Source organism: Idiomarina sp. Sol25 (assembly GCF_033052775.1).
In the GTDB taxonomy this organism is placed as follows: Bacteria; Pseudomonadota; Gammaproteobacteria; order Enterobacterales; family Alteromonadaceae; genus Idiomarina.
This window is the reverse complement of the sequence record NZ_JAUPEW010000007.1, coordinates 88,117-100,234: the sequence shown is the minus strand read 5'-3', so window position 1 is coordinate 100,234 and position 12,118 is coordinate 88,117. Positions and strand designations below refer to the sequence as shown.

General features: G+C 40.4%; 11 protein-coding genes. 1 reads left to right on the top strand and 10 read right to left on the bottom strand.

All coding sequences use genetic code 11. From position 1 onward, the window contains the following. Nucleotides 1-163 precede the first annotated feature (163 nt). The 7 genes from Q5L94_RS10830 to Q5L94_RS10800 form a co-directional block, all read right to left on the bottom strand. Complete coding sequence (locus Q5L94_RS10830) at nucleotides 164-322, bottom strand: hypothetical protein (RefSeq protein WP_317498417.1); 159 nt, start codon at nucleotides 320-322, stop codon at nucleotides 164-166. 47 nt (nucleotides 323-369) lie between these two features. Further along, nucleotides 370-1,239, bottom strand: a complete 870-nt coding sequence (locus Q5L94_RS10825) for an SDH family Clp fold serine proteinase (RefSeq protein WP_317498416.1) — start codon at nucleotides 1,237-1,239, stop codon at nucleotides 370-372. A 57-nt stretch (nucleotides 1,240-1,296) separates the two neighbouring features. Then, complete coding sequence (locus tag Q5L94_RS10820; RefSeq protein ID WP_317498415.1) at nucleotides 1,297-2,187, bottom strand: DUF5677 domain-containing protein; 891 nt, start codon at nucleotides 2,185-2,187, stop codon at nucleotides 1,297-1,299. A 295-nt stretch (nucleotides 2,188-2,482) separates the two neighbouring features. Then, a complete protein-coding gene (locus Q5L94_RS10815; protein WP_317498414.1) occupies nucleotides 2,483-3,463 on the bottom strand; it encodes a PD-(D/E)XK motif protein in 981 nt (326 codons plus the stop codon). Then, the gene (locus Q5L94_RS10810) at nucleotides 3,460-5,679 is read right to left on the bottom strand and encodes a Z1 domain-containing protein (protein WP_317498413.1); all 2,220 of its coding nucleotides are present in this window, start codon (nucleotides 5,677-5,679) and stop codon (nucleotides 3,460-3,462) included. Before Q5L94_RS10810 ends, Q5L94_RS10815 begins: the two co-directional genes overlap by 4 nt. Beyond that, nucleotides 5,672-7,249: an ATP-binding protein gene (locus Q5L94_RS10805; RefSeq protein WP_317498412.1), complete on the bottom strand. Its 1,578-nt coding sequence runs from the start codon at nucleotides 7,247-7,249 to the stop codon at nucleotides 5,672-5,674. Before Q5L94_RS10805 ends, Q5L94_RS10810 begins: the two co-directional genes overlap by 8 nt. Next, nucleotides 7,249-8,556: a DNA (cytosine-5-)-methyltransferase gene (locus Q5L94_RS10800; RefSeq protein WP_317498411.1), complete on the bottom strand. Its 1,308-nt coding sequence runs from the start codon at nucleotides 8,554-8,556 to the stop codon at nucleotides 7,249-7,251. Before Q5L94_RS10800 ends, Q5L94_RS10805 begins: the two co-directional genes overlap by 1 nt. Nucleotides 8,557-9,010: 454 nt before the next feature. On the opposite strand from Q5L94_RS10800, the gene Q5L94_RS10795 reads away from it, so the two are divergent. Next, complete coding sequence (locus Q5L94_RS10795; RefSeq protein WP_317498410.1) at nucleotides 9,011-9,346, top strand: hypothetical protein; 336 nt, start codon at nucleotides 9,011-9,013, stop codon at nucleotides 9,344-9,346. Nucleotides 9,347-9,537: 191 nt separating this feature from the next. On the opposite strand, the gene Q5L94_RS10790 is transcribed toward Q5L94_RS10795, so the two are convergent. The 3 genes from Q5L94_RS10790 to Q5L94_RS10780 form a co-directional block, all read right to left on the bottom strand. Then, nucleotides 9,538-9,795 (bottom strand): AbrB/MazE/SpoVT family DNA-binding domain-containing protein, encoded by a 258-nt coding sequence (locus tag Q5L94_RS10790; RefSeq protein WP_317498409.1) that lies wholly within the window; start codon nucleotides 9,793-9,795, stop codon nucleotides 9,538-9,540. Between the two features lie 257 nt (nucleotides 9,796-10,052). Further along, nucleotides 10,053-10,442, bottom strand: coding sequence for a hypothetical protein (locus Q5L94_RS10785; RefSeq protein ID WP_317498408.1), 390 nt, complete (start codon nucleotides 10,440-10,442; stop codon nucleotides 10,053-10,055). 68 nt (nucleotides 10,443-10,510) lie between these two features. Then, the gene (locus Q5L94_RS10780) at nucleotides 10,511-12,118 is read right to left on the bottom strand and encodes a Tn7-like element transposition protein TnsE (protein ID WP_317498407.1); all 1,608 of its coding nucleotides are present in this window, start codon (nucleotides 12,116-12,118) and stop codon (nucleotides 10,511-10,513) included.

Here is a 12,118-nt window from a genome sequence, read left to right as displayed (position 1 = left end):
AGATGGCACTTCATCAATCCGCACCCAAGGACTGTAGTCAGCGCCGGAGCCAGCCCCACGTCCTTCCTTTATCCTTTTCTCGCTCAGCGAGTATTTTGATTTTGCCATGCCAATTACTCGGTTTGGTTGTCAGGCATTTTTACGACAAAATGCCTGATTAACCTTATATAGCCGAGATGGGCTTTAGATTATACGTTTGCTGTTCAAGCACGCCTTTTTTCTTCAGTCTATGGTAGTAATATTGCTGCCGCTTTAATCTTTCAGCATCTTTGACTGGCTTTTTAGCTAATGTTGTCTCTAATTTTTTTGATATACTATCCATTGTTCGCTCCTTTTTGTACAAACCATAGTTAAGCAAAGTTTGTACCATCAATTTGTTGCTGAATACCTTTGATGGTGGAACATGTGGTCTAAACGCCTTGTCTGAACGCAATCTAACAATAGATCACTATAACGTCTGATTACATTTTTAAGTGTAGCATCATCAGTATAATCTTCTATTTTTAAACGTAAATCATTTGTCAAAGTGTTGACACCAATCATACGTCCATGTGAATGCCACCTTTTGTGATCACTTAACGCCTCAGCAATATCTTTTGCTCTCTGTTCTTTCTGGTCAGGAGAAACTTCTTCACCATTGCTAGCATGAGTATCCCAGTCTTTAAATTTGTATTTAACTAGCCAGTGCTTTAGTAAAGATATTGATAGTTCTCTAGCCTGTTCGTAGCGGCGCAAGGTAGCTAAGTCTTGATTTTGAAGTATTGCAAATTCAGCATCTGTTAACTCACCGTTACTAGACCTTTCTATCATACGTTCAACTTGATCGAGATAACCTAAAGCTGGAACTAAGTGTCCTTCACTATTCGCAATTTGCGGGTCAATTGGACCCAAAGCAGAGGAATAATCCATATAAATTTTATCGCCTGACATACATAGTATGGTACCTGCAGACATAGCCATGTCAGGAACCACAAACCATACCTCTTTATAAAAGTATCTTACAATCTCCACCATCTTTTCGACGACTTCAGCCACACCGCCTGGTGTATGAATCATGAATACCAGATTATCAGGCCTATCGTCCCTTGCAGCTAGACTTTCCATTTGAGCACGGTAAGCTTGCAAGTATTCTGGTCGAATTCCGCCAACAAACGAAAATACATCGGTTCCAAAGGCTTTAGACATTTCTTCAGAGTAATGAGTTAAAGCTATTTCGATAGTTTCATTGAGTACAGCCATTCAAAATTCCTTTTCAACACTTGCTAGATTTCTCAATATCCCACATTTAAAAAGTTTTTAACAACTTTCGTCATTTTTACCAGTGTTATTGGTGTCCTTCGGATACTCAATACCATCAAACACATCCTTTGTTCGCTTCAGTTCACTGAAAAAAAGAGCGTACTTGGATCTCACATCCTCTATGAACCTTGAGCTTTCCTTGCAAAGGTTTACTAAAAAAAGTGATCGAATCTCCGATAGGGTACAAATATCAGATACTGACCTAGCAATATGAGCTGCCTTTACTGCATTACGTCTCTCTTCAGGCCGAATACACCGTTCCCATATCATGCTAACCCCGTCTCCATCCTTATGAACTAGGTGGCTGCTCATTCCGTAGCTGTATGCTAATAAGGCTAACCATCTTAGTTTTTGATCCCCCGACTCGGCGAAATAATCTAAAATCCGACTAAAAGACCAATTCTGCTCTAGTAGGCTTCTGCTTCGCTTATTTGACCCAGTTCTTATCTGTCCAACCTCTTCGCAAGAAAGTACTTGTTTTTCAATACTAAACCAGGCCTTTCTTTCTTCGTCATCTTCAACTTTGTTAAGCAGTTTTTTGGCCCTATCACTTCTTTTCACGGCAGCATATTTCGGGAGTATGTCCCAGAACTGACTTACCTTTTTTACTTGGTCGCTCTCTTCTCCTTGAAGCATGTAAACATATTTTATCACTCCCTCCACAACTGACCGGTTTAAAATTTCAGAATCCCATTCGCGTCCCTCACCGAGAAGAACAAGAGAGCTTTCGCTTGTAAAGTGAGTCGACAGATATAGTTGAGTGGATACAAAGCGCAGCTGTTCGTTAATCCCTTGATAATTATTATCCAAATATGGTTGGCAAAATTGAAAATGCTCATGAATAAATTCACTAGCAATAGAGGCCCACTGATTAAAGCTCTCATCCATAAGTTCCACCTCACTGCGTTCAGCTCTAAAGTAGATTACATTCCTAAATCAAAAACAAAGTGAATATTAATGACACATATAATTTAACAACTTTAATGTACACCGGAAAAATGTAGCCTAACAATAAAGTTTCATGCTTAAATATATGTAAGTTATTGATTTAATATTCTTAAAATAAGCACATAAAAATACTAAATTATCATGAGATTCAGTAAGCTGAGCTATAATAAGCTAAGTATTAAAATTTAATCCTATTAACTATACTAGAGTTTTACACATATCAAGCAGAGTGCGCTTATGCCATATCGGAATCGAACGCTAAAATAGAGTCTACTTTTTTATAATCCAAAGGCATCAAATTAGAAACATCAACATCAAATCGTACATTTTCGATTGCCGAGTCTGGCTTCACCTCAGGAACAGGAATATCGAAAGCATCAAGAATAATCATGGAGCCTCCTTCAGGAAGAACATCCCATGTTAAGGAGTTACGATAAATATCTTTACCTCCTTTAAGTAGGCATTGCTTTAAGAAACTTACGCGCAATTCATTATCATGAATATCTACTGCAATTGATTCCATAAGTTCTGATACCGTTTTACCCGAACTAAGCTCTACCAAAATAAGCGAAGCAACATATATTTGATAACCAGTTTGAGAGCGGAGTTGCTCTAGAGAAAATCGATGCTTTCGTTGAGAACGAACAGTTGTTTTAACCTCTAAAACAAAACGCTCTGCGACGTAGTCGTACTTAGACATTCGATGCTGACACCAACACTTTATAGCAGCTGTCAAATTGTGCGAAAGGGATAAAATGTATAACTCTCCCCATAGGCCTACGATGTCAGACCTTGAAGTCTCTGCGCTTTTAAAGAAGTTAGCTAGCGATTGAACCCTATCAGCTATTTCTTTGTTAGTGTACACATAGCAGTTCTCGTTAAACGTTTCTTCCAAAAACCGACATAACATTCGGACGACATCTGGATCGTTCTCATTCAGTTGAACGACGCTATATGTACCAGAAACAACTGCTCCATCGGTTGTTTCAATATTGCAATAACGTGAAAACCTCGCGGAGAGCGAGCGCAATTCGATATCGTTTCTATAGCTAACTTCTCCCTGGGTTTCAAAAAGTAGCGAGGGATAAGCATCGCTATCCACAGACAACCATAACTTATTATTGTATGAGTTCAGCGGTTGACCAAACAGTTGATCGCAATCGTCTGGAAAATTAATTATAAGCTTAGCGTAGGTTTCAAAAAGCGCACTACTCATCCTTCCCTCTCAAAATCCTTCTCAATCCAAACACGCTCCACAAGGTGATCCGGCACATGTACAGTTAGTATTGGGACATCCTTAATCGTCTTACTTTTATCGGGTGTGTTGATATCATAACGGTGAAGTAGGAACGTAATTTGTTTAGTAGAAGCTAATGCTCTAGCACCTGGATAATTTGTATTATCGTTTTTACCTTGGAATAAGTTATTAACTTTTGCCGGTGTCGATTTATTGAGTGTACGAGATGCATTTACACCCGACCACGGGCCCGATAAAGCGTAAAAACTACACTCCATATCTGGTTGTTCACTCACGAGCCTTTCAAGCCCCAGTAAAAGAGCCGAATGTTGTAAGTTGTCATCCGCCGACTTATAGCGAAGTATGGCTAACTTAGTAAGTAACTCTGCTAGTTTTATATTATCGCTAAAGGCTGGAACTATCTGTTTATCAGTCCAACCAGGCTCAGCGTATTGCTGAAAACTAAAATCAGAGATTATACTATCGGCAACTTCTCTGTTTTCGGCGACTATTTCTTGGTCCTCAAATGGATGATCCGGAACTATCCAACCCTGACGACCTCTAGAAAAATACATTTCTAAAAGAATTACCGAACTTCGTGTTGGTTTAAGATCTTTGTCTAAGAAATAAGTTCTACGCCATTCTTTGAGGGTTTTTCCCTGCTCCAGGTGCGTACGAATCGATTTACGAATAAATTCCTCATGTTTTACATAATCAGTAAATGCATGAATATTTTCATCGGTGAGATAAATACGGCAAAGACCAAGATAACTTCTCTTATACCCAAAGAAGCGAGCTCGTTGTTGAATGTTATCAGCATTTCCGACGCCCGTTGACCGTGGCATATAGCTAACCGTGAGGCCTTCAACCGTAAAGCCCCTGTCTAAACCAATACCACCAACTAAAATCCAGCTATATTCACCGTTCCAATCAACACTTGGGATACGATTTTTCTCTCGAGTATTGAGTTCCTCAACCGCTGTTTCTTCTATAGCGTCAAAAAGTACCTGAAGTACATCCTTAAAGGTAAACTCTGTCTCGTAGGTCTTAAACAAATCATTAGCTGAAGACTCAAATGAAGCAACTAACTCGGAATAGTCATCATGACTCTCATCCCGAAGAATAATCGACCAACTCTCTTTTGTCTGCTTCACCCACCTTGCAAACATTAAATGCTCATCTTTTGGAACAGCGGGGTGAATCATCATAGAACGATTATTACCGTTAAAATCATCTTCTTCTAAAAGTCCTATCGCAACTCCCACAAAATAATCACGCAATGCTGTAATTAAGCTTTCTGGAGGGCTAGTGGGAGGATCGTTCTTGTCAGGCACATCGTTAACAGGGATTAACTTTATGAATTTATTATCACCTTCGACAAAAAAATCTTGACCGCCCACATATTTAGTCCCAGGAGTTAGAACACGTCCAAAATCAGGTGATAATCTATCAATTCGACTAATTAGTAGAGGAGCTTGTGGTGTCGCTGTATAAAGTAAATAGCTATGGTGGGGGAAAAGCTTACGTAGCTCCATAATCCGTGCGTAAGTAGTGCTCTCTTCGTCTCGCTTAGCCTTTGTATTGATACCTGCCTGATCCCCTTCGTCGTCAATTATTAGTGTTGGAACATCCGAAAGCTCTGAATTTGACAGTAAGGTCGAAAGATTCTCAATATGCTGGTGTTGCTTCATTGATATTATAAGAATCGTTCGCGCACGTTTATTACCTCGTCGCCACTTTGATAACTCCATATCGACTCGAGTGAGTTCACTTTGTTGAAAACCTTTCTGCTGAGTAGAAAATAATTTCCATTCTCGTGTGGCATCAGTATTTAGATCATCTTTAAGACGTTTAAAAGATTGCTCAACGAGGTTGTTAGTAGTTCCCGCGAGTAAGATAACCAAACGATAGTCGTTGTCTCGCGCCAATGCGGTCAGACTGGTAAAAGATAGAGTTTTACCACTTTGAACATAACCAATAACCAACCCTGTATTAACTTCATCTTTACCACTTGGGTCTATGCAGTCACTTAGTATCAGTGTTGTTTCTTTTGAGAGGTTATCTTTCTCTTCTTGAGACAAAGCGTTATTAGCTTCCAGCATATCGTTGAAAGCATCCCCATGAACAGGACTCCACTTCCCAGTCATATTCGCCGCAACTTTCGAAACGCTTATAATTCCCTTTTCATCACTCATTTATAACCATCCTCGACATTTGATTTCTCAAAATTTCATTGGTATAGCGGCGAATTACAGCAGGTCTCTTGTCAGCCAGTTCAGCTGCTACTACTTCAGCGAGAGACATAGCCGCAACTATATTTAATATCGCAGTTAGGCTTTCCGCGTCCATCATCGGAAACTGAGCCATAAACGTGTGCAACATTGCTACACGTACAGATACCCGGCGGGGTTCAGGGTCAACAATAGAAGGGCGCGTTTTTATTGTAAGCCAGTCTGCATTATCATCTGCATATGATAGTTCCATCTCAACAATCCAAACCTCACTTCTAAAGCGTAATTTGAACTCTGCATGCTCTCTGTCCGCGTTCTCTAAGGGTGGAAGTTCAGTTTCGTTATTTTTTGAACCTACGCCTGAATCATCAGTAGTTTGAGAGGAAGTCGCATCGGGTATTTCAACTTCATTTACAGTCGTGTTATCTAGACTATTCGCAGTCGAATTGAGTGCTGTGGCAGCACCTTTACGACCATCTTTAACGTTAGCTTTAGTCCGATATTCTCTTGCTTGTTGGAGTAGGGGGAGTTCGTCTTTAGATAGTTCTTCACGCAACTTACGTAAAAACTCGTCTTCACTTTCCTCCCATTTAATACCATCTTTAGTGTGAGAGACAAAGAAACCCTTTAAATGGATTTCTCCGAAAATTCTTTGATATGGATAAGTGTTGGACCGCCCGAAAATATCTTCGGGTCGATAAGCGTCATCTGCACTCCCCATTATAAGGCGCTTTCGACGAAATAATGCAAGGCCAGCTAAACGCGTACTTCCTTTTTCACGAATTGCCAGAAAACCTTTCGCTGATTTTCCCTCCCCCAAATCAAAATCTATGTCTTTCTTCCACTTGAATGTTCCCCCTTCAGGGTCGCGGTAAGAAATCGCTGTAAGGATTGCGGGATCTTCATAGCACAGCTTTTCATCATCAACAAAAAGAGCTAACGAGCCTTCACGGATAAAAACCCGATAAATGCTTGAGAGGTGTTCTTTAATTTTCTTAATCGTCTTACCACGAGGAAAACGTCGAATTTTCTCAAGTGTGATTTCCGTATAGTGTTTTTCTTCGGAGACATTCGAAGACAGCACATCGAGTTCTTCAGTGCGGTCGTGAACGATTTTTTGAATATCAAAGATAACTGTTCGCTCTATACTTTCCCCTAGAGAACTAGATCGAACGACCCAATTAGGAGCAAACCAACATGCAGCACTTTTCATACCCATCCCAAACTCTGACAAACCAGAGGCATTCGGAGGTATTTCTGCCGGACGGAAAGCTCTCTGATAATCATCTGAAGATATTCCAGCTGCATTATCTTTAATGGTAATAGTGTTACTGAGAGCGTCGAAAATTATATCTACACGAAGTTGGTATTGGCTCCCATTAGTAGCTTCAAGACGATCCTTGTTATCAATGCTACTCTGAATAGAGTTATCTACAAATTCAGCAAGAGCGAACCAAGGCTTATAATTCAAATGAGGGAGTACAGAAAGAACATTAACGCCAGGCCTTATATTTACCGAATTTACCCGCGACATTAGGCCACCATGTTAACGGCACGTTCTGCTTTATTGCAATCAGGTGCAGTACGATTTATGAGCGAATCATATATATGCAAAACCACATCGACATTTACTGCATTACCAAATGCTTTATAAGCACCATTTTTTGAATCAGGTAAAAATTCCAGCTCTCCCATACTTTGTAAACGACTACATTCCCTAGGAGTCATATAACGCTTATGCCAAGCAACTATAGGAACCTGACTGGTTGTCATTGCAATAAGAGAAGGTGCTGTGTCCATCTTCTTGACACGAATGCCGCTAGCACGAAATTGGAGAAGGTGCTTCCATATATCCCGCTCACTTCCCTTACAGTTCCATTCTAATTTTTGAAAACTGGGAGGGAAATCCTTTATTTTATGAAGCCATCCGTCAATAAGTTCTTTATGTCGCACATAAAAATCTCGATTCTTTTGGATAAAATCAATTTTCCAGTCTGGAAAAGCATCAAGTTCAGTTCTAGCGTAACCAGGGAGAGCTCCTTCAACATCTTCAGGAGAAAGCCCCTTCAGTGGCACTCCGAAAGCCCCTTTAAACTCACCCAGCCCTTTATAGCCAAGTTTGTAGGGGGTTGGACCGTCAATCGGATAATCCGCTCCAAATTCCATTGCCCATATCGGAAATGTTGGTAAATCTTCATCACTAGGGAATGACGCGACAAACTCTTGCCACGTTTCCAGGTATTTGATGTGGTTATTGTTCAACGAGTGGGCATCTGCAGGATCATCATCAAGAATCGAATGAACGGAAATTTCTGGCAGTTCTTCAGGCTTTCTCCAGTCAAAACCATCCAAGCCTTTTCGGTCTCCGACAATAAAGGCTCTCTCTCGCTTTTGAGGGATACCGAACATATGAGGAGAAAGTTTTGTAAAGTCAATATCATAGTCCTCACGGAGCTTAGCGCAGATTGTTTCCCACGTTTTCCCATCATCGTGTTTAATCAAATTAGGCACATTTTCAATTATAAAGTAGCGCGGTTTTTTTAATTTCAAAATTTCTACAACATAATCGAAAAGGTTTCCCCATTGAGGGCACTCTAGTCCTTTTTGATCACCAGCTTTCGAAAACGGTTGGCAAGGGAAACCCGCACACAAAATGTCATGATCAGGAATTGACTTTAGGTCAACGTTTCGAATATCGCCATGAGGTTTTATTCCAAAGTTTTTGAAATATAAATTAGATAAGTGAGAATTCAGCTCGGAGGCAAAAACGCAATCGGCCCCCCTCTTACTGAGAGCCTGATGAAATCCGCCAAGACCAGCAAAAAGGTCGATAAACTTCATTTAGTTACACTACCCAACATTATGGCGTCTACTCGCCGATGAAACCCTATTTACCGCCTAGCATAGGACATCAAAGACGTAATGTAAAAAAATTCAACTATCGAAAATGCATCAAACCTTATTGCTCCTAGTAAACTAAAACATTTTAGCCTGTAGTTTACGCAATCAAAAATTCAAAAGTTGTCTTTTCAGGCGAAAAAGTTACTACCAATTCGCACTATAGGCACAGTCGGTGTTGTGGGTGTGTTCATTTGCCATTGAAAAATTGTTTTGGCTCTCCTGAGTAGGAGAACGTGCAGATAGGCAGGAAGTGACGTCTGAGCTTATATGTTCTGTAATCAATATATTATCTTTGGCTGAAAGCTTTTTCAGCCAACACAATAAAAGCTCCCTTGAAAGTTTAATAATTGATCACATTATACTGTTAGGCCGGAACTTTTTAGGAGAATTACTGATGGCAAGAACTAATTTCGAAAAGCAAGTAGCTTACATAATCGCAATGATTAAAATTAACGAAAGCCACACAGCACATGAGCGAATATCAAAGCATCTTGGACACGATAGTTTCAATGCAGAAGAGGTATTTGAAGCTTTGTATCCATTGCTCGGTAAAGGACGGAGTATGGGGGAATTTAAAAGCTCTATAAAAGGACAAATAGCCGGCGTAAAGAACGCTATTGAGGGAACAAAGAGTTGGACCCAAGGAGGCCTGGAGTCATTAACACCTATTTATGATTCCGATTTGGATACTTTAGAGCACCAGTTTAAATCTATCGTCGAATTGCTTTAGTATTTACAATTGCCGCTTACACTCAACAGTGATTAAGGAGAGCAAATTAGCTACCCAGTAATATGAGGCACCATAGATATTCACCTATGATAGCAACTGTTATTCCGCAAGTTCCCGTAGCGTTATAGGTGTTACGAGGATTGTTGATTAAGAAGAAATGTTTTAGAAATTAGTTTAACAGAGTTAACCTATTAATTAATTTCTTTATTCGAGAACACATCACTAAGCCATACCTGAGACTCTTCATCTAGAACCATAGCTTCAGGTTCACATTGTACTAAAAGCTCATCTAGCGAGTAATCTGGCTTGCTACATAGTTCAATTACGATTCGCCCATTTTCTAATTTAACTTCAACTTCGTCGTTAACATCCAAGCCTAATTCTCGCATTAATGCAGCGGGAATTATTATAGCCTTTGAATCGCCTAGCTTTTGGATAACACTTTTCATATGAATTCCTTTACATATTTTTGATTAAATTTTATCTGACTGATGCTTGGAGTCTGTTAGATCTTAATAGTAGGCGTTAGACGCTTTGTAAGCGCTAGTATTGGCATGCGGAGATTCTACAACGCAAAGTGAAGAAGAGCCGCCAGTAGTACCTGGAGGCTCATTAACGGAAAGAATGGTGAGTTCGTTCCGGAAGATAACGCTTCATACCTGAAACAAGAGTATGGCAAAGCTCTCAATAGCACGCAAACAGATCTTTACCAACAGTTCGACTCAAGGTAATCCCTAATCCGGTGAACCTCTATTAGAGAGCCTGACAGCAACATATCCTTAGGCGAGTAACCATCAAGTTTGCTGTTAGTATTTTCTAACCATTCTCCCCGATGTTCTGACTGCAAAAATAAAGTCGATAATGCTTTATGGATACCCAAAATAAGTGAAACTCTAGTACGCTGGTCGACGGTCAATGCTTGTCTTAAAGGCTCTTCCGGTAGTTTACTAACGAACCCCAAAGACAGTACTTTTTCCTCATCCGAAAAACACCACTCATCCAAAATTCTAGCGGCAACTTTGAACGCCTTTGTATCGTCTTCTGTCGACCGGGACTGGTGCCAGAATCTCAGTTTAACTGGATCGCTAATGGTCATTTGCTCTTTTACCCCACAAGTTAAATACGCTAACTCCTAATCCTTATCAATACTCGTTGGAACGTCGCCTATTTGGAAGTTAATAAGTTATCCAAGTTACGATATACATTTTCTGCCCAACGACCTATAGTTTCCTGAGATATTAGCCCTTTTTTTTCAGATGCCTGATGAACAATAAAGAAGTGCCGACCCTCACCAAACTCGGTATCAAAGTACGCTTTGGGCCAACTAAGCGACTTTTTAAGAAGCCTAACTTCAATATCTGCTAATTTCTCAATCAGTTCCTCTACTTCAGCAACCAGAACAACCTTGGTTGATAGAGCCTTTGCAGCATCGGATGTATCGACCTCCATCAGATAGAAAGACTTACCTTTAATAGTAACCCTAACCAACATCCAACACCTTGGCGTGGAGTCATCTCGCATTAAATGCATTTTGCATCGTCCGACAGATGGTAGCTTCCTGAAAGCAACATGCTCGACTCTACAATTATGGTTGCTTACCAAGTCATCAAGCATCTTAGAAAAACTAGTGAACTTCTTAGCGTACAAATGTATATCATCGGTTTGCTCATCGAGCCCATCCCATTCCGCGCCTGGAAGCTCTCCCAGAGGCGACTGCTCTTCGGTGCTCAATAAACCGGGGCTTTCTTCTCCACCTGGCTCTCCTCCGGATCCAACTTTTTTACTTTTAGTCGCGGTTTTTCGAGTGCTTACGGCTTTTGTAAATTCGATTTTTGTTTTAAAGCTTTCAACCTGTATCGGATCGTTCTCACCACTAGAATCCTGACCCTCATCTATCTCATGCTCGGGAGGTTGACCGCCTCCGCTGCCATCCATTTTCCCGCCAGTAATTTCAGGTACATAAAATTTTGGACTAAAGAACTCAACTTCGGCAGGGATATCAGCCGGAATATTTACCATTTCTATAATTTCATACACAAATAACGTATTTGTTGCTTCATCCAGATTCCCACGTACTTTTAGTGAGGCGCCATTTAGTGGTGGAGGCTCGAATTCAAAATGCCAAACCCGATATGCTCCTTTATCAACACCTGACATTAACTCATTTTTACTGATGCTTTCATACGAGAGCCGAGCGTCATCATCCAGTAAAAGCCATGCCAAATAACGTCGATACCCTGGATCAGAAAATACATTAACCGGACACGTGCTATTGGCAAGCACAGTGACTGTCGCTTTGCTTTTATCGAGGCCATTACTATCAATAGAAAACTCATTCTGCAGGATCCCGTGCTCTAAACAAGCTCGTGAAAAGTAAGCATTATGAAAGAAAAGCGCTCGAGCAAGCTCAAATTGCGGAAGATAAATCGTTAAACCGTTAGCAAGTTTAGTAACAAAGCAGAGGGACTTATGTTCTTTCGGTAGATCATGCTCTCTTGCCGGGCACTCCTCCAAATTACTCACCATCCAGCCTTGCAAATCAGTTATGGTGAATTCAATTTCGATGCCTTGTCGACGAAAGGGCCATGTATGGTTTATGACATTTTTTCTGACTAAAATCGGTGCCTGAGAGAGCAAGACAACGTCATTACCCTTTTCTTTACTCGGATAAATACTTAGATTGACTCCCCATTTACTGCCATTAATTCGTTTAAAAAGTGATCCAATGCCATTGATCCAGGTGTTATCTTTAAAACCGCTCAATTTAGCCAT